Below are 21,325 nucleotides of genomic sequence, written 5' to 3' on the forward strand. Positions count from 1 at the left end.
CGGATGAATTTGGCAGGGCTACGCGTCATGGGGATTGACCCAGGGCTAACGCGCTGTGGACTATCCGTTGTGCAATCGGGTAAAGGCCGAGCTATTTATCCGGTGTCCGTAGGCGTAATTCGTACCCCCAGCGACGCTCCGTTGACTGATCGTCTCCTCCGCATCTCGAACGCCGTAGGAGAATGGATCGATGATTATCAGCCGGACGTTGTCGCCATTGAGCGTTTATTTGAGCGCGGCAACGTCTCGACAGTCATGCACACAGCACATGCCGTGGGGGTCTTGATATTGGCAGCTGCGGAACGTGGACTGCCGGTAGATATGTACACGCCTTCCGAAGTGAAAAAAGCTATTACAGGAAATGGCCGGGCGGATAAAAAGCAAATGACGGCCATGGTTAAACGAATTCTGGGCTTGTCTGAAGCCCCAAAACCTGCAGATGCGGCAGACGCCCTCGCCTTGGCTATTTGTCACTGTTGGCGTGCGCCAGCCTTAGCCCAGAGACGCCAGCTGTTACACAAATCACTAGAGAAAGATTCCTAACCTGACTATGATCGCCTCTTTACGTGGAACAGTAATCGATATTGGCTTGAATGCCGCCGTTATAGAGTGCGCGGGTGTCGGTTACCGGGTGATAGCTACACCGAAGACTCTCGCCAGTCTTAACCTGGGTGAACAGACGTCAATTTTGACTACGCTTGCGGTCAGAGAAGATTCAATGACGTTGTATGGCTTTAGCGATATCGGTGACCAAGAAATGTTCACCGTATTGCAAACGGTGTCTGGTTTTGGACCGAAACTGGCCATGACAGCATTGGCTGTGCTGAACGCCGAAGAACTTGCGATCGCAATTTCCACCGGCGAAGCAAAAACCCTGCAGCGTATCCCGGGAATTGGCAAGCGGGTAGCTGAGAGATTAATTGTCGAGCTGAAAGATAAAGTAGCGCAATGGCAACCAGCAGAGGTCGAAGGAACATTGAGCGCTAAGAGCGATTCCACTACAGATTTTGCAGAGAATGCCCAGGCGGGGATAGCTGACCACGTTGTGGAAGCGCTGGTTGGATTGGGCTTCAGTGAAAAGCAAGCAGCCGGTGTTGTGGATCGGGTTCTGAGACAACAACCAGACGCGGATTCGTCGGCTGCGTTACGCGGCGCACTTGCCGAGCTGGGGCCGAAAAAATAATCCGGAAATGAGCTGGTGAATAATGTCAGATATAGAACGCACAGAATTTGAATTGCCCCAAGGTTTAGCTTCACATAGCGAGATTCATGGCGGTGGCGCTGCGACTTCTGCAAAGGGCATCCGGTCAAAAGATGCTGCAGTGGACCCGCATCGGCATAGCGGTGAGCAAGACATTGAGCGTTCACTACGCCCGAAGAGCTTGCACGAATTTATTGGCCAACCGAAGGTCTGTGAACAGCTCTCGCTTGTGCTCGATGGCGCACGTGGACGGAACGTTACTCCTGACCATGTCTTACTTTCTGGACCGCCGGGTTTGGGAAAAACTACCATGGCAATGATCATCGCTGGCGAGCTAGGATCCAGCTTACGCATGACCTCTGGTCCTGCGTTAGAACGAGCGGGTGACTTGGCAGCGATGTTATCGAATCTTATCGAGGGCGATGTGTTGTTCATCGATGAGATACATCGCATGGCACGCTCAGCAGAAGAGATGTTGTACATGGCCATGGAAGACTTCCGCATTGATGTCATCGTCGGCAAGGGACCGGGTGCGACGTCTATTCCACTAGAAATTCCTCCGTTCACGCTTGTCGGCGCCACAACTCGTGCCGGAATGCTTACCGGCCCATTGCGAGATCGATTCGGGTTTAATGCCCAAATGGAGTTCTATGACACCGAAGATCTCACAGAGGTGATCGAACGCACCGCAACAATATTGCAGGTCGACATTGACCATGACGCTGCAATCGAAATCGGATCACGTTCGCGGGGAACTCCACGTATTGCTAACCGTCTGTTGCGCCGCGTCCGTGACTACGCTGATGTGCATGGCTCGGGTCGCATTGATTTAGCATCGGCACGAGGAGCTTTAGACGTGTTTGATGTTGATGAACTTGGTTTAGACAGACTCGACAGAGCAGTTTTAGACGCCTTGGTCAAAGGGCACGGCGGTGGCCCGGTCGGTGTTAACACACTGGCAGTTGCTGTCGGCGAAGAATCCGCAACTGTCGAAGAAGTATGTGAGCCCTACTTAGTTCGTGCAGGGCTATTAGCGCGAACTGGCCGTGGAAGGGTAGCTACCGCCCGTGCGTGGCGTCATCTTGGATTGGAACCACCAGAAACCGCACTCGGCCAGTACGACTAAGTCGTTTCACCATCGAGCGCAGAAATTCGGTGCGGTAACGGCAGGCTCTTGTGTTCGATAACCTCCGTAGAGGCTGACAATGATCAGCGATCATGGCTAAGTAGCATTGCCTTAACCGTGTCTGGCACACTATGGAGCATGGATATTATTCTGATCATTGCTCTTTTAGCCTTGTTCCTACTCCCTTCCTTTTTCATGATGCGCAAACAGCGGAAACAGCAAGAAGAGCTACGTAGTTTTCAACAAGCTTTAAACCCTGGTGACCGCGTGATTTCGGCTGGAGGAATTCACTTGGTGCTGACCGACATCGGTGAAACCACTGTGACTGGAGAACTGGCTCACGGCGTTGAAGTCACTATGGAGAAGATCGCGATTCTTCGCCCGGCAGATCAGGTAAGCCCGGCAGATCAGGTAAGCCCGGCAGATAACACCTCGACAGCTAATGGTGCACATCACCCAGAAAATGATGAGCGCGACCGTTAACTAAAGAAATACCTCATTGGTTCAAATCGTTCTTCAGGAGAGACACCCTTGCCGGAATTAACAAATAAGGCCAAACACGTGGGAAATTCCCGTAGCTGGCCTGTTAAGGCTTTAGCCTGGTTTATCCTCGTCACCGTGGCGTTGTTTTCCCTCATTTTATTTACTGGGGATCGCCAAGCGGCGCCTCGCTTAGGCATTGACTTACAGGGTGGCACCCGCGTGACGCTGGTGCCACAAGGTGATGAACCAACTCAGGATCAGCTAGACCAAGCGCGCGCGATTTTGGAACAACGCGTCAACGGCATGGGAGTCTCTGGAGCCCAGGTGGTCGCTGACGGGAACACGCTCGTTATCACTGTGCCGGGCGAAGACACGGCACAGGCCCGGGCTGTTGGTCAGACTTCTCAGTTGTTGTTCCGTCCGGTTGCCCAACAGCCATCTCCAAACCCAGCAAAATTGGCTGAAATTCTTGGAGATATGGCAAATCGGTGGGTGGAATACGATTTAATAGACAAGACGCATGCAGAAGGAACCATCGACCGTATCTATGCGGCTTTCGAAGAACAAGAAGGCCAAAGTGAAGCAACTGCGGGTGTGAACCTAGCGGAAAAACCTAAAATTACTACGAAACCCAAACCGGAGCCTGCGAACTCCTTAGAACAAGCAGAACGTAGGGAAAAGACTACCGAGATGCTGATTGAAGATCGGCAATCAGAAGATCCTACGACGCAAGCAGCCGCTAGCGCACTGATGACCTGTGATGCAGATGTTGACCCGTTGTCTGGTGCTGATGATCCCGCACGTCCACTAGTTACCTGTGACTATGATCAAGGCCATCCATACTTGCTGCAACCTGCTCCTTTGCTGAATGGCATAACTGACTCAGACGGACCCCGGCTAACGGGTAACGAGATTGACACTAATAGTCCAATCAATGGTGGTTTCAATCAGCACAGCGGTCAGATGGAAATTTCTTTTGCGTTCAAAACAGGCTCGGGGCCATCAGGCGCACAAACCTGGGCTGATTTGACGCAAGAATACCTACAACAACAGATCGCGATCACTTTGGACTCGAACGTGATCTCGGCGCCAGTGATCCAGGGCGTAACTCCCTATGGCTCTACCACGTCAATTACTGGCCAGTTCAGCCAGGAGGAAGCTCAAGAATTAGCCAACAACTTGCGTTATGGTGCGCTGCCACTTTCCTTCGTTGGTGAAGACGGTACGCCAGGTGGTACTGCGGAAACAGTGCCACCGTCGCTGGGACAAGCTGCACTGAAGGCAGGATTGATTGCCGGGCTAGTCGGTCTTGCTCTAATCGCAGTTTTTGTTTTCTATTATTACCGACTGCTTGCGCTAATTTCTCTGGTGTCCCTCGCAGCAGCTGGCTTGATTACGTATGCCGCAATTGTACTTTTGGGGCGCTGGATTGGTTATTCGCTAGATCTTTCGGGAATCGCGGGTCTGATTATCGGTATCGCGACAGCAGCCGATTCTTTCGTGGTGCTTTATGAGCGCATTAAAGATGAACTACTGCAAGGGAGAACGTTCCGATCTGCAGCTCCACGAGCATGGGATCGTGCAAAGCGCACAATTGTCACAGGAAACGTTGTAACGCTCATTGGTTCCGTCGTGGTTTATTTCCTCGCAGTAGGCGACGTCAAAGGCTTTGCATTTACGCTGGGCATCACAACTGTATTTGATATCGTCGTGTCGTTCTTGGTGACGGCACCATTGATGATCATGGCGGCACGGAAGCCGTTCTGGGCTAAACCACAAGTTAATGGACTAGGAAAGGTCTATGACCTCGTCGAAGAGCGGCGTACGGAATCTGAAGAAGCGGGCGAGGAGAAAACCCATGGCTAAACAATCTCTTGTTAACCGCTTGACTACTGGTGACGGCGGCGTCGATTTCATCGGGCGTACCAAGATTTTCTACATTATTACCGTCGCTTTGATCCTCATTAGTTTGGGGTCAATGCTGTTCCGCGGTTTTTCAATGTCGATTGATTTCCAGGGCGGCACTAGGATGACCATGCCGGCCGGTGATCTTGTTGCGGAAGAGGTTGAGGCAACTTTTGTTGAAGCAACAGGGATCGAACCAGAGGTTACACAAATCGTTGGATCCGGTGATTCCGAAACTCTCGAGATTACTTCCGAACACCTCTCACAAGCCCAAATCGACGAAGCGCGCCTGGCTATCTATGAAAAACACGAGCCGCTTGACCACACTGGCGCTCCGTCTCCGGATGCGATTGGTGATTCTACGGTTTCTGAATCTTGGGGCGATACGATCACCCATCGCATGCTGCTGTCGATGGTGGTTTTCCTAGTGTTTGCCACGATTTATGTCGCGTTCCGCCTGCAAAAGTATATGGCCGTTGCTGCTATGGGGGCATTGGTCGTGGACGGCATCGTGATTGCCGGTATTTATTCGTTGTTCGGTTTCGAAGTATCACCTGCAGTCATCATTGGCTTGCTCACCGTGTTGACATTCTCCATCTATGACACGGTCATCGTTTTCGATAAAGTGAACGAAAATACTGAGGGTGTTACTGCTTCTCGGCGAGCAACGTACAGCGAAGAAGCTAATAGAGCAATTAATCAGACAGTGATGCGTTCGATTTCCACCTCGGTGATCTCTGCATTGCCGATTATTGCGCTATTCGTGGTCGCCGTATGGTTGATGGGAATTGGAACGCTGCGCGATTTGGCCTTGGTACAGCTTATTGGTGTGATCGAGGGAATTTTCTCGTCGATTTTCCTAGCAACACCGTTGTTGGTATCGCTGGTGAATCGGAGCAAGAAAATTAAGAAACACAACCAAGAAGTTGCCGACTATCGTGCTGCAGAAAAACATCAGGATCACAGTATGGACCCTGATACCGACGGGGATAACATTGAGCATCGTACCTTTGCTCCGCCTGAGGTAGCCCCGGTCGCTGCCCCAAAGCCAGATGACGATGGTCGCCTTCGTAATAGCGGTGGTAGCACCTGGCGCCCGGAGTAGGTCTCGTAAGCAAACGCGAGACTTGATAATGATGAGGAACGACCACCCTATGACGTATTCTCGAAATTCGGAAACGTTATGTCCCCGCCGTGGAGTAAGTCGCTTCGGGGCATTAGCGGTTTCGTTGGCGCTGGGGGCAACGTTAACAGCGTGTGCAGATGAGCCAGCACCGGAGGCCGTGGACCGCCCAGGGTGGATCACAACTGTTGACGACGGAACACAGGAGCTTAATTACCAATCGTCATCACCGTTGACGACCACGAACGCAGGTTCGATCACCGGTAGTTCAACAGCTGCGCAACAGTTGTCTGCTCGCCTGTACCCAGGAGTCCATGTTCCGGGACCACATGGGCAGTTTATTCAAAATAGTGATCTGATTAGCACGCGTTTTTTGCCGGGTCTAAAGCCACAGGTCATTTACACCATTGCTGAGAACGCTCAATTCTCGGATGGTGCGCCTGTGACGTGCTCCGATTTCTTGCTCACTTATACTGCTGGCGTGATGACGGAATTATTCGATTCGCAACTACCATTGATGCAGCACATCGAGGAGTTTGAATGCCAGCCGAATTCTTCACGCTTCGTCGTCAAGTTAGCTGAAGGGACCGGACTGCGGTGGCGTGAACTATTCTCTCCGGGCACGGTGCTGCCCGCGCACGCGATTGCGTCGCGGGCGGGGATGCCTTTGGCTGCGTTACATAATGCGTTGCAGAATCGTGATGCGCAAGCATTATTGGAGCCTGCCAAAATTTGGTCAGAAGGTTTTGACCTCGCGAATTTCGACCCGTTATTGCAAGTTTCTTTTGGGCCGTTTCTTATTGATCACGTCACTGATGACGGCGCAGCAATCTTGACTCGGAATGAGACTTATTACGGGGATAATACTCAGCTAGGAAGTCTTGCGGTCTGGCCCGCAAGAGCTGAGACGGCCGCATTACTAGAACGCGATTCCTTGGATATCGTCGATGTCAGCGAGGTTGAACCGGATTGGTTGGACCGTAATGCTGCAGGCAATAAGTTCGATGTCTTCCCGGAAGTCGGCGAGCTCACCGACGCGTTGTTGCTTTCGGATAATGGCATCTTTGCCGAAGCACCGAAGCGTCGTGCATTTGCTGCGTGTATTGACCAGGAAGCAGTTGCAGCCGCATCTTCTGCGGCATCTGGAGTGGATGTCGGTGCTGTTTTATGGCAGAGCGTTGAACATGAGGATCCTGCCCGCCAACATTTGCGGGATATTTCTGATCCGCATCGTGCGGTAAATATGGAGGTGGCTCGAGAATTAGCCGGCGAGACAATTCGCATAGGCTATCGTGGACAAGATCAACGGCTCGCCAAAATGGTGGAAAAAATAGCCGAATTATGTAGGCCAGCCGGTATCGAGGTTGTGGACGTATCAGTTCCCGAGACGACCGCAGAGGATTTGCATCGTAGCGACGGACCTTTTACCGACGCGACTTCCGCCCGGGGGGACAACCCCGAAGGTGTGGAAGCACTAGGAAACTCGGTGATCGATGAGGGGGCTTCGAGTGCCGAAAACGCTGAAGATACTGCAGATGCAGCAGAAAATATCTCCGGACAGAAGATTGATGCCTACCTAGGTGCGATTTATCCGCCAAATCTCGATGTGGGAGCGACGGTACATACCGACGATGTTAATGCTCTACGTGATGCGGAGAAAAGAATGTGGGAGCAGATGCATACGATTCCACTGGCAGCGCAACCTCGAGTATTTGTTATCAACCGAGATGTCGTTAATGCTGTGCCTTATACTGGTGAATCGGCGATAGGCTGGAATATGGATCGCTGGTGGATATCGCGTTAGATTACTCGCAAAGCAACTGGCGAGATTGGGAATAACCACCTTCCAGTTTCATTCTTCGCTAACGTCAAACGTGTTGTTGCTTAGCCCTGAACACAGGCTTGGTAACGAGGACTACTAAACCGCCAACATTGGAATACAGACTGTGACTGAATTTACTAGAACCAACACTCTCGTCGGAGCCCAGAACGTTCTGGAGAAAAAGATTCGTCGGGTCCACGATTTTCCGCAGCCCGGAATCGTGTTTGAAGACTTGACTCCCGTGCTCGCGGACCCCGAATCTTTTGCACAATTAGTCGACGCGGTCGCAGAACAGTGCCAAGCTGCAGGTGCGGAAATCATTGGTGGTCTGGATGCACGTGGTTTCTTGTTGGGGTCTGCAGTTGCATATAAATTGGGACTAGGAATTCTTGCGATACGCAAGCAAGGGAAGCTTCCTCCACCAGTGCACAGCCAAGAATACAGCCTGGAATATGGCGAGGCTGCTTTGGAAGTTCCTGCGAACGGAATTGAGCTTTCTGACAAAAACGTTGCACTTGTCGACGATATCTTAGCGACAGGGGGTACCCTCGGCGCTGCAGCCAAACTGCTTGCTACGTGCGGAGCGAATGTGGTGGCTAACGTTGTGATTTTAGAAATACCCGGTTTGGGTGGGCGGGAACAGCTTGGCGGCGATAACCTAGTAGTTATCTATCCCAACAGAGGACGCTAATTTCCGGAAAGGCCATCTATGACTGACAACAAAGCAGCGAAACGGCCGTCACCGAGTGTGCGCAGCATGTCCGCGCGCCTCGCGAGATCATTGACTTCAGGCAAGGTGAAGATCAAACCTGTACTGGAACCATTGATGTCGATTCACCGCGAATTTCATCCAAAAGCTGACGCTGATGTTATCAATCGAGCCTACGAGACGGCTGAACGATTGCATGAGGGGGTAACCCGTAATTCAGGTGATCCTTATATCACGCATCCGCTAGCTGTGGCGACCATCGCCGCCGAGATTGGCATGGATACCACAACCGTGGTGGCTGCATTGCTGCACGATACGGTTGAGGACACCGATTATTCGTTGGAGGACCTGACACGTGATTTTGGAACTGAGGTTACGCGGCTGGTCGATGGCGTCACAAAACTGGATAAACTAGCTTTCGGAAGTGGTGCAGAAGCGGAGACGATCAGGAAGATGATTGTCGCAATGTCTAAAGATCCGCGTGTGTTGGTAATTAAAGTCTCCGACCGCCTGCATAATATGCGCACCATGCGCTTTTTGCCCCCTGAGAAACAGGCAAAAAAAGCGCGTGAAACCCTAGAAATCATCGCCCCACTGGCGCACCGACTGGGTATGGCCTCGGTAAAATGGGAACTAGAAGATCTGGCTTTTGCCATTCTTTACCCGAAGAAATATGACGAAATCGTCCGAATGATTGCAGATCGAGCTCCCCAGCGCGATCGTGTATTGAAAGAAACTACTAACGAAGTTTCTTCGACGCTGAAGGCCAATGGTATCGAAGCCGAAGTACGTGGCCGCCCGAAGCATTACTGGTCGGTCTACCAAAAAATGATCGTTCGAGGTCGCGAATTTGCCGAGATCTTTGATCTGGTTGGTATTCGTATTTTGGTCAACGACGTCAATAGTTGCTACGCGGCGATTGGCGTGGTTCATGGTTTGTATTCTGCTTTGCCGGGCAGATTCAAAGATTATATTGCCCAGCCGAGGTTCGGGGTTTATCAGTCTTTGCACACTACGGTAATTTCTGGTGCAGGTAAGCCATTAGAAGTGCAAATACGGACGCATGAAATGCATCATAACGCCGAGTATGGGGTAGCTGCACACTGGCGTTACAAAGAGCTTAAAGGAAAAAACAGCGGCAAAGATGCCGAAGTAGATCAAATGGCGTGGATGCGTCAACTGTTGGACTGGCAGAAAGAAGCGGCTGATCCAAACGAATTTTTGGATTCTTTACGTTATGACCTTACCTCCAGCCAGATTTTTGCCTTTACGCCGAAGGGCGACGTTATAACTCTTCCCGCTGGGTCAACTCCAGTTGATTTTGCATATACGGTGCATACTGAGGTCGGTCATCGTTGCATCGGTGCCAAAGTTAACGGAAAACTGGTGGCTTTGGAATCTGCGTTAAAATCGGGCGACCGCGTGGAAATTTTTACCTCAAAAGATCCCAATGCGGGGCCATCTCGTGACTGGCAGAACTTTGTAGTTTCGCCGAGGGCTCGAGCAAATATCCGGCAGTGGTTTGCGAAAGAGATGCGTGAGGTGCATCTAGAGGCCGGTAGGGATGCGTTGGCGGCAGAGATCCAACGTGGCGGGCTTCCAATGCATCGTCTTTTTACGACTAGCTCCATGAAGCAGGTAGCTACTCAGCTGCATTACCCAGACATCGATGCCCTTTATACTGCAATTGGCGCTGGTCATGTGTCGGCACAGCACGTCGCGAACCAACTTATGGCAATGTTCGGCGACCAAGAAGATGCCGTGGATGCACTGGCAGACCGCACGCCATTGAGCGAACTATTGCAATCCAAACAGCAGGCAGCCCATCAAGATCACAATCGTAGCGGGATTTTGGTCGAGGGCAATCCGGATGTGCTGGCAAAAATTGCTAAGTGTTGTCAGCCTGTTCCCGGCGATGAAATTTTTGGTTTTATCACGCGGGGTGGGGGCGTATCGGTGCACCGTGCTGATTGTACTAACGCGACTAAATTGCGCGATGAGCCAGAACGTGTGCTTGAAGTCAGTTGGGCGAATAACGTTGATACTGAGGGGGCCTTTAGTGCCACCTTGCAGTTGGAGGCGCTAGATCGGCAGGGGCTTTTGTATGACCTGACCGGGATTTTTCAGAAATCTTCGTTGTCAGTGCTTTCGATGAATTCGCAAAGTTCGGAAGACCATGTGGCGACGGTCCGGTTTACCTTTACTGTTTCGGGCAGCAAACAGCTGGGAGCCTTGATGAATACTCTGCGAAACACTGAGGGCGTATTCGACGTTTACCGGGTGACAGCCTAGTAATTAGGCCGATGATTTTCTCTCGTCGGCCGTAATTGATTCACCATCGCAAAACAAAGGGGACTCGTTGAGCAGTACAACTGCTCAACGAGTCCCCTTGTTATAGATCAACCATGATCTAGACTTATTTTATCCGGGAACGCCCGAAATAACGCGTTAAGTCGAGAATTGTTAACGGGCTTATGCCTCGTTAGCCTCTGGTTAGATTACCTTCAAGCTCTTCAAGAAAGCGAAGATCGTGCTGGCAACGCCAACGACACCGGAGATGGCCTTCAAGATTTTGTTGAAGCTATCAAAGTTGAATCCACCTTCGCCGGTTGAAGAGCCGTTGCCGGTCTCCTTGGCGCCAGTTCCGGATTCTTTGGTGTCTGCATCATTTGAAGAGCCGGCGAAGGTCTCAGAGATGTTAGAGCTAAATGTTGCAGTTTTGTTCTGAGCAGGCTGTCCCTCAACAGCGATAGCTGGAGCGGCAGTCAGGGCAGTAGTGGACAGTGCGAGGGCAGTTGCGCCGGCCAAAACTGCCTTGCGAGGGGAAAACTTCATATTGCCTGAATTCCTTAGAACTAGATGTGTCTGGACTTTGCTCAGCATAACGCAGGTTCCTCTCTGCTTGCAAGTGTTTTCACTAGGAGATGTCAGATTGTTTAAGACTCCTGTACAACAGCTTTCTTGATTCGGACTTCTTCAGATGGTGTACCGTCACCGGAGCCGTCCTCGGTGCCGGCTTGCGCAATTGCGTCCAATGTCTTCAGTCCCTCGTCGTTGATTTGTCCGAAGTAGGTGTAATTGGCTTGTAGCGGGGAATCTTTATAGTTCAGGAAGAACTGTGAACCATTGGTGCCGGCGCCTGCGTTAGCCATGGCAATGGATCCACGGGGGTATACAACTTGAGTTGACGCGGCTTCATCTCCAAATTCATCAGTTGGGTATTCGTTGGCGAACTGGAATCCCGGACCGCCGGAACCTTGGCCTGTTGGATCGCCGCATTGCAAGACGTGGATTCCAGAAGTAGTCAGGCGGTGGCAGACGGTGTCATCGTAGTACCCCGCGCTTGTCAAATGTTCGATTGCATTCACCGTGCATGGCGCCACTTCGCGGTCAAGCTCCATGCCGATTTCGCCCTGCGAGGTTTCCAACGTGACATTTACGTGCCCCCGTGCAGAAACTTCATCCGTATCCGGAATGCCTGCGTCGGAAGCCCCATTTTCGGCGTCGCGCTTCTCATAGGTGCAAGTCACGGTTTGGGGAAGTTTTTCGGAGCGCTCCAATGCGAGGGGCTCTACATCTGGAGCGTCTGGGGTTGTGCTTTCTTCTTCTGCAGTAAGATCCGCCTCGTCACCGTCCCGGGTTGCCAATAACCAAATGCCTCCCACTAAAACGACGATTGCGAGTGCTGCGATCGCTGCTATTCCCAAAGGGCGGGATTTTTCTTTACGTTCGCGAGACTTGAGCGCTTTGTCGAGTTCGTCAAGCGATTCTGCGCCTCGTTGTTGGTTGTTTTGTTGTTTCTTTTCCACTGTTGGACTTTCTACTAGCGGTTACTGTCCTGAGCCTAGGCATCTGCGAAGAGTTTAACGAATATGGCTGACAGTTGGGGAGCATAAGTCTTTGCAATATCTTCAATAGCACTGAGGATTTCATGACAGACCACCTGCGACTTGCTGCCGATAAGTCAGAAATGAATACAATGGCCACCCAAATGGTGGCGGGATTTCCTAGCCATGATTACTATTGTGGGCATGGCTACTACTAAATTTCACGATGAAGAAACTGCTACCGTCGGAGAGCTGCCAAAGGTCGGTGACAAGCTGCCTGACTTTACCGTTGTTGGCTCCGACCTGCAGGAATTTTCTTTGGCGGATTTCTCTGGCAAGAAGCTAGTTCTCAATATTTTCCCGTCCTTGGACACGGGTGTTTGTGCAACTTCTGTGCGTCGTTTCAATGAAGAAGCTGCCAGTCTCGAGGACGCTGCCGTTTTGGGAATTTCCGCGGATTTGCCAATGGCACACGGTCGGTTTACCGATGCAGAAGGCATCGATAACGTTAAAACGGGCTCGGTCTTCCGCTCCAGCTTTGGCAAGGATTATGGCGTCACACTCGAGGGATCCCCGCTGAAGGGATTGCTCGCTCGCACCGTGATCGTCGCTGATGCGCAGCACACCATCACCCACGTGGAGCTTGTAGAGGAAATTACCTCTGAGCCTAATTACGACGCCGCTTTGGAAGCGTTACAGAAATAGCTCTGTATACGACAGCGCGGTGGCCCGGCAATAATCCGTTAAAATCTGCCCATGGAGATTTCTGGATTTGCTGCAGGGCCGTATAAAACCAACTGTTATATTGTTTCAGATAATGGGCGTGCGATCGTGGTTGATCCCGGAATGCATGCTGTAGACCGCGTCGTGCAAGCAACTGAATCGTTGCAGCTCGAGGCGGTTTTTCTGACCCATGGGCATTTTGACCACACGCGATCCGCCGGTGATTTAGCCGCGAAATTCGATATTCCGGTTTATATTCATGCTGCTGATGAATTCTGGTTGAATGATATGACCGAGCTCCCGTCCCAGATGCAGGCGCTATTCGACGTAGCTAACATGGTCCCGATTAAAGACTTGCGTATTATCGGAACCCCAGGTTCGCGCAACGAACCAATATCGCTCGAATTGCTGGGACACCATTTTCGTGTGGTCCACGCGCCAGGACATTCACCTGGCTGTGTGATGTTGCAAAACGAAGACGTTATTTTCTCTGGTGACGTGCTGTTTCGGGGAGCTATCGGTCGGACTGATCTGCCTTTTTCAGATCAGCAGGCAATGATTTCTTCTTTGCGTGAGGTTGTCGCAGTTTTGCCTGATGAGCTAGCCGTCTTGCCTGGTCACGGTCCTACAACCGTAATGAAATACGAGAAGGCTACCAATCCATTCTTAGCGGAGTATAGGGGCTAAACTGGTTGCCTGTGAGTACTTCGAAATTCAAAGCAGCAGCCCCGAAGGGTGTGCCAGATTATGTTCCGCCACAGTCAGCGACGTTTGCGAAAGTACGTGACACGTTAGTGCATCATGCTCGTTTAGCAGGATTCGAGCATATTGAGCTCCCGATTTTTGAAGATACACAGCTTTTCGCCCGAGGCGTAGGTGAATCAACCGACGTGGTATCGAAAGAGATGTATACTTTCGCAGACCGTGGTGATCGTTCTGTGACTTTACGTCCGGAAGGTACTGCGGGGGTGGTGCGTGCTGTCATCCAGCATGGTCTCGATCGTGGTCCTCTGCCAGCGAAATTGGTATACAATGGGCCGTTCTTTCGCTATGAACGGCCACAAGCAGGTCGCTATCGGCAGCTCCAACAAGTTGGCGTTGAGGCGATTGGTACAGATGATCCTGCACTGGACGCTGAAGTAATAGCGATTGCAGATCGGGCATATAAAGCGCTTGGTCTCCGTGGTTACCGTTTGGAAATCACTAGTTTGGGTGACCACAATTGTCGTCCGCAATACCGTCAGAAGCTGCAGGATTTCTTGTTTCAGCTAGATTTAGATGAGGAGACTCGTAAGCGTGCTGAAATCAATCCTTTACGAGTACTGGATGATAAGCGTGAAACGGTGCAAAGTCAGCTTGCCGACGCGCCCCTAATGCTGGATTACCTTAACGACGAGTGCCGTGCTCACTTCGATGCGGTAACGAACTATCTGGATGAGATGGGAATCGAATACACGATTAACCCTCGTATGGTTCGTGGTTTGGATTATTACACGAAGACTTGCTTCGAATTCGTCCACGATGGTTTGGGTGCACAATCGGGCATTGGTGGTGGCGGCCGTTACGACGGGCTGATGGCTCAACTCGGCGGACAGGAACTGTCAGGTATAGGCTTCGGTCTGGGAGTTGACCGCGCGATCCTGGCATTGGAGGCCGAAGGTATCACGCTGAAAGGAACTGAACAGAGAGTTGAGGTTTTTGGTGTTCCGTTGGGCGAAGTCGCCGGTGCTCGCATGCCACTGTTGCTGAACTCTTTAAGGCAAGAGGGTATTTCTGCGGATATGGCCTACGGGGGCAAAGGAATGAAAGGGGCCATGAAAGCTGCTAACCGTTCCGGCGCGGCCTATGCCTTGGTGCTTGGCGAGGCAGAGTTAGCCGAGGGCGTGGTGGCGGTTAAAGACCTTGCTGCGCACCAACAAACCGAAGTCCCAGCCGAACAACTAGGGAAGTGGCTACTCGAGAAACTGCGTTAGCACTCGACCTGACTGACTGTAAAGCCTAAGGTTTTTGCTAGGCCGCCAATGGATGTTTCTTTGTATTTAGAGAGCATATCGCGGCCAGTTTCAGCCATTGTATTGATCGCATTGTCCAGTGTGACATGGTGGGTACCTTCGCCGATCTTGGCTAGACGTGCAGCGTTGATTGCTTTCACTCCGCCAATCGCGTTGCGCTCAATGCACGGAATCTGCACTAATCCACCGACTGGGTCGCACGTTAACCCGAGGTTGTGTTCGAGTGCTATTTCCGCGGCATTTTCAATTTGTGCCGGCGTGCAACCCAGTAGTTGTGCCATTCCTGCAGCGGCCATGGCTGAAGCAGAGCCCACTTCGCCTTGACAACCAACTTCTGCACCCGATATTGAGGCATTTTGCTTGATGATCATGCCGATAGCGCCAGCGGTTAGCAGGTAGCGTCGGGCGGATTCCCTGGTGAAATTGGCTTGGAAATCGCGGGCGTAGTGCAAAACTGCAGGAATGATTCCGCAGGCACCGTTGGTGGGTGCAGTTATCACACGACCGCCTGCAGCATTTTGTTCGTTTACTGCTAACGCGTAGAGATTGACCCATTCCATAGCGGAAAAACCGTGCGACGTGTCATCGACAGCGTCGAGAAGCTGCTCATAGACTCGGTGTGCACGGCGCGGTACATGCAATCCGCCAGGTAAATGTCCTTGGGTAGCGATGCCTTCGGTTACGCATGAACGCATAACATCCCACACAGTGGTCAAGTGGTTATTGACGGAATCCAGGCCACCGTTGTCTTTATGTAAAGCCTTTTCATTTGCTTCGACAAGTTCCCAAATTTCCCGGCCCGATTCTTCGCACATGCGCAGTAGTTCCGCGCCTGTCCTAAATGGGTATGGTACTTCTGACTGCCCATCAGCTGCAGCCATACCGGCAGGTACTTCGTTGTCTGTTTCGAGTTCTTTATCTAGCTCTTCTCGCGTGAGGATAAACCCTCCGCCGACAGAAAAGTATTCGATTCCGTTGGCAAGACATTCTCCTTCGGCGTCCCATGCGCTAAATACCACGGCGTTGGGGTGTTGTGGAAGGGGCTCATTAATGAACCGTAGTTCGTAGTGGATTTCCCTATCAGGGCCGGTGGCTGACCCTTTAGTTGGAATGGGTTGGTCTGCTCGGGGTTCGGCGTCGAGTGGTACATCAAGCGGATCCCAGCCGACGAGGCCAAGAATAACTGCACGGTCAGTGGCATGGCCACGTCCAGTAGCGGCTAAGGAACCACGGAGTTCGGCTTGGACTCGGTGAGGAATGGCCGTTAAAGAATTGATGAATGATTTTGCTGCACGCATGGGGCCAACCGTATGAGACGAGGATGGTCCGATGCCGATGGAGAAAATATCAGTCACACTTATGGTCATAGAGATGCCCTCGATTCTTTTATGGGTGTGCACTCTTGCTTTTCGCTGGACTAACCGAGTAAGAAAAATTGTTTAACAATTTTCGAAGCTTGAGGTGTCTAGTCTACGTGCCTTGGAGCCGAACTATCTAGGTGTCAGATTCCCGTAATTTTGTGTGACCGAAATATAAATCGTGAATATGCGTACAAGGCTGTCTCCATGGAAAAATTCGTTCGTCGACAGATTAACCCCGGCATGTGAAGAGTAATAATCAAACAATGTAGGATTGGGACAGTCTAAATATGGTTCAGCGCCCCTTGTTGCGCTAATGTTACCGCTTACGCGTTTGCGGTGCGGTGAGACAAGCAATGCGTGAGAACCATTCGACCCTATGGAAGGATTTTCGATAATCGTGCTGCGCACACATTCAGCAGGACAGCTTGGCAAAGACCTTGCAGGAAACTCAGTAACCCTTGCCGGATGGGTTGCTCGTCGCCGTGACCACGGCGGCGTCATCTTTATCGATCTGCGAGATCATTCTGGATACGTGCAAGCTGTATTTCGTGATTCACAGGTCGCCGAACAAGCCCATGCGCTGCGTTCGGAATACTGCATCGCGATCACCGGAGAAGTAGAGCCACGTCCAGCTGGATCGGAAAACCCAAACCTGTCATCCGGTGAGATTGAAGTTAACGTCACTGAGCTCAAGGTCTTGTCAGCCTCTGAAGCGTTGCCATTCCAGGTCGAAGATGCTTCGTCTAACGACGTAGGCGAAGAAGCACGCTTGCGTCACCGCTATCTGGACCTCCGCCGTCAGAAGCAAGCAGAAGCGTTGAAACTGCGTTCACGTGCTAATCAGGCTGCCCGCCGCGTGTTGGACAAGCATGATTTTTTGGAGATTGAAACCCCAACTTTGACTCGTTCCACGCCTGAAGGCGCACGGGATTTCGTTGTGCCAGCACGTCTGAAACCAGGGTCCTGGTATGCACTACCGCAGTCCCCGCAGCTTTTCAAACAGTTGTTGATGGTTGCAGGCATGGAACGGTACTACCAGATCGCGCGTTGCTATCGAGATGAAGATTTCCGTGCGGATCGGCAGCCAGAGTTCACTCAGCTTGATGTCGAAATGTCATTCGTAGACCAGGAAGACGTTATTTCCCTGGGTGAAGAGATTGCTGCTGAGCTTTGGAACCTAATCGGACATGAGATTACGCGCCCAATTCCACGCATCACCTACGCTGATGCCATGCGTAAATACGGCTCAGATAAGCCAGATCTACGCTTCGATATTGAGATCACCGAATGCGCCGACTTTTTCAAGGACACAACTTTCCGCGTCTTTCAGAACGAATATGTCGGCGCAGTAGTAATGCACGGAGGGGCCAACCAGCCACGGCGACAGCTAGATGCTTGGCAGGAATGGGCCAAACAGCGAGGCGCTAAGGGGCTTGCTTATATCTTGGTTGGTGAAGACGGCACGCTATCCGGGCCTGTCGCTAAGAACATCACCGAGACAGAACGTGAGGGAATCGCAGCACACGTTGGAGCGAATCCTGGAGACTGCATCTTCTTTGCTGCTGGCGATACCAGGTCCTCTCGTGCACTGCTGGGCGCTGCTCGCAATGAGATTGCACAGAAACTAGGCCTTATTAAAGACGGCGACTGGTCGTTCGTTTGGGTTGTTGATGCCCCATTGTTTGAACCAGCGGAAGCCGCTGTAGCTGACGGCGATGTCGCATTGGGCGACTCGAAATGGACCGCGGTGCATCATGCTTTCACCTCCCCAAAGCCAGAATGGATCGACTCTTTTGATGAGAATCCAGGTGAGGCTACTGCCTACGCTTATGATCTGGTCTGCAATGGCAACGAGATCGGTGGCGGTTCGATCCGTATCCACAACAAAGATCTGCAGGAACGGGTATTCAAGGTTATGGGCATCAGCGAGGAAGATGCCCAAGAGAAGTTTGGCTTCCTATTGGAAGCTATGAGCTACGGTGCACCTCCACACGGTGGAATCGCCTTTGGATGGGACCGTATTGTTTCGTTGCTCGGCGGATTTGACTCCATTCGTGATGTCATTGCGTTCCCGAAGTCCGGTGGCGGTGTAGACCCATTGACTGATGCACCAGCACTAATTTCTGCTGCACAACGTAAGGAAACCGGAGTGGATTATAAGCCGAAGGCCGGAAAACCGCAGGCAGAAAATCCGAAGGCTTAGTCTTTTTCGGTGCCTGTTTTCGGTTTCTTCCCACCGCGCGGCTGATAGCTATTTCACTCTCCAGTTGCGGAGAGCCTGCAAAAAACTATGAGCAGCGCGGTATTACCACATTATGGAGTAAGTAGAGTGCCTAGCAAGGAACAATTAGTACGTATCGCCCAAGATTTGCTATCGCACCGATTTGGCGGTTCCCAACGCCTTGAAAATGTTGAAGTGCTTGCAGGATCTGGAGAATCCACGGTGTTGCGTGCACAGGTTGCCAGCCAACCATTTTTGCAGCACCGCACGGTGGTATTGAAATTTGTTCCAATGACCGGCGAGGTACTTTACGACGCTGCTTTGATGCGCGAAGTGGTGGCCTACCAATTCACAACGGCTCTTCCAGAGAATGTCCGTCCTGGCCCGGTCCTCTTGGCTTATGATATGGATGAGCGGTTAGTGGTGATGACAGATTCCGGGGACGGCGATACCTTTGCTGAGCTGTTAGAAACCGCTAAGCAGGACACACGGGGTCATATTTTACGTAACCTTGGTAGTTCGCTTGGGCGCATGCATGCTGGTACTGCAGAGCGCGAAAAGGAATTCGATATTCTGACTTCGCGCATGCTTAAACACCACCCGCAATTTAGTGAAAACCAAGGCGTTCGGGATGCGGCCTTAGAAAAGTCGATTCTATTAGGTGAGCAGATCTTAGAGCACTCTGGATTTGTTTTACCACAAGCTTTTCGCGACGCCGCGCAGATTGCGCGCAAGCGGGTACTAGGGGGATCGGCCCGAGCATTTACGCCATTTGATTTGTCACCGGACAATATTATTGTCTCAGACAGAACTCATTTTTTGGATTATGAATGGGCTGGATTTCGGGACGTGTCTTTTGACATCGCTTGCGTCATTGCGGGCTTTCCACAGTTCGTTTTCACCCATCCTATTACTGACGATGAAGTTGAGACCTTCATCTCAGCTTGGAAACGCGAGATCAAAGGTGTATTTCCTAAACTCGCTGAGCCAGAGTATCTCCACGGCAGAGTGTTAGCTGCGCTTGTTGGTTGGGGCTTGTCGACACTCGCGACGATGGCTGCCGGGAACTTGAGTGGGGTCGTCGGGATGTTAGAAAAAGGCGACGATATTACTGCAGATCTCGAACATGCGGCGAGACTATTACGGGTTGGTGCAGCCGACAGTTTCACTGAAGACGAAATACTCGCGCGCCGCGATATCTTTGAAACTTTCGAAGCTATGTCGAGGTATGGCACGTATGGAGGTGCAGCTTTTAGTATTCAGATTGCAGAGTTCGCCCGCAGCATTGCTCAGCGCGTCGAAAAGCCTGGTTGGAAGTAATGAGTCAGGATTCATTGTTTGGTTCTGCCCGTCTTGGATCCGATACAAACGATCCAAGCGAGGATGTGCAAAACCTTCGCGGAACACAGCTCTTCCAAACTGGGGACGATGCACCGTTGGCAGCTCGCATGCGTCCAAGGGCATTGGACGAGGTTTTGGGGCAGGGGCACCTCCTAGATGAAGGCAAACCGCTGCGCAGGTTAGTGGAAGGTTTCGGCCGTAGTTCAGTCATACTCTATGGTCCACCTGGAACGGGAAAAACTACAATAGCTTCACTTATAGCTGCGCAAATGAATCATAATTTTGTGGGTTTGTCCGCATTAGATTCGGGGGTTAAGCAAGTCCGCGAAGTCATTACCGTGGCACGTCGTGATGCGCAGCTTGGCAAGAAGACCGTGCTATTTCTAGACGAGGTCCACCGATTCTCGAAAACACAGCAGGATGCTCTTTTAGCTGCGGTAGAAAACCAAACCGTGCTTTTGGTAGCTGCGACAACGGAGAATCCCTCGTTTTCGGTTGTGTCTCCTCTGTTATCTCGTTCTTTGTTACTGACTCTGCAACCACTGGATAATTCTGCTGTTGCTGAACTCGTCCGTCGGGCAGTTTCTGATAATCGTGGACTCGCGCGTCGCGTGGAGATTTCAGATGCGGCCGTCAAGGACATCGTGCGCATGGCAGGAGGGGACGCTCGTCGCGCCTTGACATACCTAGAAGCCGCTGCAGAATCTGCTTTGGCTGAAGAATCAGCTGTAGATGGAGATGCGACTCAAACTGCTGTTTATCGGAACGATGAACAGGATACTCCCGAAATTACCGCAGACATGGTGGCACAAAGCGTCGACAAGGCTTTGGTCCGGTATGACCGTGATGGTGATCAGCATTATGACGTATCCAGTGCCTTGATCAAATCAATCCGTGGTTCCGATGTCGACGCCGGGCTGCATTACCTTGCACGCATGATTGAGGCAGGGGAGGATCCCCGGTTCATCGCACGCAGGTTAGTGATTTTGGCAAGCGAAGATATTGGTATGGCCGATCCGCAGTCGCTGCAGGTTGCAGTTGCAGCAGCCCAAGCGGTGCAACTTATCGGGATGCCTGAAGGAAAATTAACTCTCGCACAGGCAGTTATTCACCTTGCAACTGCACCGAAGTCAGCGAGTGTATATCAAGCGATTACTGCAGCACTGGGGGATGTTCGCGCGGGGAAAACTGGAATGGTGCCAGCTCATTTGCGTGATGGACACTATCAAGGGGCAAAACGCCTCGGGAACGCGCAAGACTATGTCTATCCGCATGATGATCCGCGCGGTGTTGTCAAGCAACAATATATCCCGGATGGGTTAGGCGACGCAGTTTATTACCAGCCTACTGACCACGGTAATGAGAGCCGTATTTCGGAATACCTGGGCAGACTGCGTAGGTTGGTACGAGGTAAGAAATAAGAACGAGAAGCGAGTTAGTAGACTCGCTTCTGAAAACGATTTTGACAAAG

General features: G+C 51.6%; 18 protein-coding genes. 15 read left to right on the forward strand and 3 right to left on the reverse strand.

Annotation, left to right across the window (positions count from 1 at the left end):
* Nucleotides 1-3: 3 nt before the first annotated feature.
* The 9 genes from ruvC to O146_RS0105750 all read left to right on the forward strand — a co-directional run bounded on the left by ruvC (nucleotide 4) and on the right by O146_RS0105750 (nucleotide 10,661).
* Complete coding sequence (gene ruvC, locus O146_RS11260; RefSeq protein WP_021352566.1) at nucleotides 4-543, forward strand: crossover junction endodeoxyribonuclease RuvC; 540 nt, start codon at nucleotides 4-6, stop codon at nucleotides 541-543.
* 7 nt (nucleotides 544-550) lie between these two features.
* Entirely contained in the window at nucleotides 551-1,183 is a 633-nt protein-coding gene (gene ruvA, locus O146_RS0105715) for a Holliday junction branch migration protein RuvA (RefSeq protein WP_023019396.1), read from the forward strand.
* Between the two features lie 22 nt (nucleotides 1,184-1,205).
* The gene (ruvB, locus tag O146_RS0105720) at nucleotides 1,206-2,327 is read left to right on the forward strand and encodes a Holliday junction branch migration DNA helicase RuvB (RefSeq protein WP_023019397.1); all 1,122 of its coding nucleotides are present in this window, start codon (nucleotides 1,206-1,208) and stop codon (nucleotides 2,325-2,327) included.
* Nucleotides 2,328-2,465: 138 nt separating this feature from the next.
* On the forward strand, nucleotides 2,466-2,810 hold the full coding sequence (yajC, locus tag O146_RS11265; RefSeq protein WP_051619283.1) for a preprotein translocase subunit YajC: 345 nt from the start codon (nucleotides 2,466-2,468) through the stop codon (nucleotides 2,808-2,810).
* Between the two features lie 78 nt (nucleotides 2,811-2,888).
* A complete protein-coding gene (secD, locus tag O146_RS0105730) occupies nucleotides 2,889-4,676 on the forward strand; it encodes a protein translocase subunit SecD (RefSeq protein WP_064833344.1) in 1,788 nt (595 codons plus the stop codon).
* Nucleotides 4,669-5,820 carry a protein translocase subunit SecF gene (secF, locus tag O146_RS0105735; RefSeq protein ID WP_021352560.1) on the forward strand — a complete coding sequence of 384 codons (1,152 nt, stop codon included), beginning with the start codon at nucleotides 4,669-4,671 and terminating at the stop codon, nucleotides 5,818-5,820. The genes secD and secF overlap by 8 nt, the downstream gene beginning before the upstream one ends.
* 49 nt (nucleotides 5,821-5,869) lie before the next feature.
* A complete protein-coding gene (locus O146_RS0105740; RefSeq protein WP_162163371.1) occupies nucleotides 5,870-7,642 on the forward strand; it encodes an ABC transporter substrate-binding protein in 1,773 nt (590 codons plus the stop codon).
* 142 nt (nucleotides 7,643-7,784) lie between these two features.
* Nucleotides 7,785-8,351: an adenine phosphoribosyltransferase gene (locus tag O146_RS0105745; protein ID WP_021352558.1), complete on the forward strand. Its 567-nt coding sequence runs from the start codon at nucleotides 7,785-7,787 to the stop codon at nucleotides 8,349-8,351.
* Between the two features lie 18 nt (nucleotides 8,352-8,369).
* Nucleotides 8,370-10,661, forward strand: coding sequence for a RelA/SpoT family protein (locus O146_RS0105750; protein ID WP_027017917.1), 2,292 nt, complete (start codon nucleotides 8,370-8,372; stop codon nucleotides 10,659-10,661).
* A 201-nt stretch (nucleotides 10,662-10,862) separates the two neighbouring features.
* On the opposite strand, the gene O146_RS0105755 is transcribed toward O146_RS0105750, so the two are convergent.
* Together O146_RS0105755 and O146_RS0105760 are read right to left on the reverse strand one after the other, a co-directional pair.
* Nucleotides 10,863-11,204 carry a hypothetical protein gene (locus O146_RS0105755; RefSeq protein WP_021352556.1) on the reverse strand — a complete coding sequence of 114 codons (342 nt, stop codon included), beginning with the start codon at nucleotides 11,202-11,204 and terminating at the stop codon, nucleotides 10,863-10,865.
* A gap of 101 nt (nucleotides 11,205-11,305) precedes the next feature.
* Entirely contained in the window at nucleotides 11,306-12,178 is an 873-nt protein-coding gene (locus tag O146_RS0105760; protein ID WP_027017918.1) for a peptidylprolyl isomerase, read from the reverse strand.
* A 222-nt stretch (nucleotides 12,179-12,400) separates the two neighbouring features.
* Between O146_RS0105760 and tpx the strand changes: the two genes are divergently transcribed.
* Genes tpx through hisS form a run of 3 tightly spaced genes read left to right on the forward strand, consistent with a single transcriptional unit; the run spans nucleotide 12,401 to nucleotide 14,892 of the window.
* Entirely contained in the window at nucleotides 12,401-12,901 is a 501-nt protein-coding gene (gene tpx, locus O146_RS0105765) for a thiol peroxidase (protein ID WP_027017919.1), read from the forward strand.
* A gap of 51 nt (nucleotides 12,902-12,952) precedes the next feature.
* Complete coding sequence (locus O146_RS0105770; protein ID WP_027017920.1) at nucleotides 12,953-13,606, forward strand: MBL fold metallo-hydrolase; 654 nt, start codon at nucleotides 12,953-12,955, stop codon at nucleotides 13,604-13,606.
* 11 nt (nucleotides 13,607-13,617) lie between these two features.
* Complete coding sequence (hisS, locus tag O146_RS0105775) at nucleotides 13,618-14,892, forward strand: histidine--tRNA ligase (protein WP_027017921.1); 1,275 nt, start codon at nucleotides 13,618-13,620, stop codon at nucleotides 14,890-14,892.
* Here the strand turns inward: hisS and O146_RS0105780 are convergent.
* Nucleotides 14,889-16,298 carry an L-serine ammonia-lyase gene (locus tag O146_RS0105780; RefSeq protein WP_023019406.1) on the reverse strand — a complete coding sequence of 470 codons (1,410 nt, stop codon included), beginning with the start codon at nucleotides 16,296-16,298 and terminating at the stop codon, nucleotides 14,889-14,891. The genes hisS and O146_RS0105780 overlap by 4 nt on opposite strands.
* 391 nt (nucleotides 16,299-16,689) lie before the next feature.
* Between O146_RS0105780 and aspS the strand changes: the two genes are divergently transcribed.
* From aspS to O146_RS0105795, 3 genes are all read left to right on the forward strand, one after another.
* Nucleotides 16,690-18,495 carry an aspartate--tRNA ligase gene (aspS, locus tag O146_RS0105785; protein ID WP_027017922.1) on the forward strand — a complete coding sequence of 602 codons (1,806 nt, stop codon included), beginning with the start codon at nucleotides 16,690-16,692 and terminating at the stop codon, nucleotides 18,493-18,495.
* Nucleotides 18,496-18,582: 87 nt separating this feature from the next.
* Entirely contained in the window at nucleotides 18,583-19,833 is a 1,251-nt protein-coding gene (locus tag O146_RS0105790; RefSeq protein ID WP_023019408.1) for a phosphotransferase, read from the forward strand.
* Nucleotides 19,833-21,275, forward strand: a complete 1,443-nt coding sequence (locus tag O146_RS0105795; protein WP_023019409.1) for a replication-associated recombination protein A — start codon at nucleotides 19,833-19,835, stop codon at nucleotides 21,273-21,275. The genes O146_RS0105790 and O146_RS0105795 overlap by 1 nt, the downstream gene beginning before the upstream one ends.
* Nucleotides 21,276-21,325: the final 50 nt, after the last annotated feature.

It is taken from the genome of Corynebacterium pseudodiphtheriticum DSM 44287 (genome assembly GCF_000688415.1).
Classification (GTDB): domain Bacteria; phylum Actinomycetota; class Actinomycetes; order Mycobacteriales; family Mycobacteriaceae; genus Corynebacterium; species Corynebacterium pseudodiphtheriticum.

Coding starts and splice junctions, on each gene's coding strand:
- ruvA (WP_023019396.1), top strand. CDS start 551: ATGATCGCCTCTTTACGTGGAACAGTAATCGATATTGGCTTGAATGCC.
- O146_RS0105740 (WP_162163371.1), top strand. CDS start 5,870: ATGACGTATTCTCGAAATTCGGAAACGTTATGTCCCCGCCGTGGAGTA.
- tpx (WP_027017919.1), top strand. CDS start 12,401: ATGGCTACTACTAAATTTCACGATGAAGAAACTGCTACCGTCGGAGAG.
- ruvC (WP_021352566.1), top strand. CDS start 4: ATGAATTTGGCAGGGCTACGCGTCATGGGGATTGACCCAGGGCTAACG.
- O146_RS0105795 (WP_023019409.1), top strand. CDS start 19,833: ATGAGTCAGGATTCATTGTTTGGTTCTGCCCGTCTTGGATCCGATACA.
- O146_RS0105755 (WP_021352556.1), bottom strand. CDS start 11,204: ATGAAGTTTTCCCCTCGCAAGGCAGTTTTGGCCGGCGCAACTGCCCTC.
- yajC (WP_051619283.1), top strand. CDS start 2,466: ATGGATATTATTCTGATCATTGCTCTTTTAGCCTTGTTCCTACTCCCT.
- ruvB (WP_023019397.1), top strand. CDS start 1,206: ATGTCAGATATAGAACGCACAGAATTTGAATTGCCCCAAGGTTTAGCT.
- O146_RS0105750 (WP_027017917.1), top strand. CDS start 8,370: ATGACTGACAACAAAGCAGCGAAACGGCCGTCACCGAGTGTGCGCAGC.
- O146_RS0105790 (WP_023019408.1), top strand. CDS start 18,583: ATGAGCAGCGCGGTATTACCACATTATGGAGTAAGTAGAGTGCCTAGC.
- secF (WP_021352560.1), top strand. CDS start 4,669: ATGGCTAAACAATCTCTTGTTAACCGCTTGACTACTGGTGACGGCGGC.
- O146_RS0105780 (WP_023019406.1), bottom strand. CDS start 16,298: ATGACCATAAGTGTGACTGATATTTTCTCCATCGGCATCGGACCATCC.
- O146_RS0105770 (WP_027017920.1), top strand. CDS start 12,953: ATGGAGATTTCTGGATTTGCTGCAGGGCCGTATAAAACCAACTGTTAT.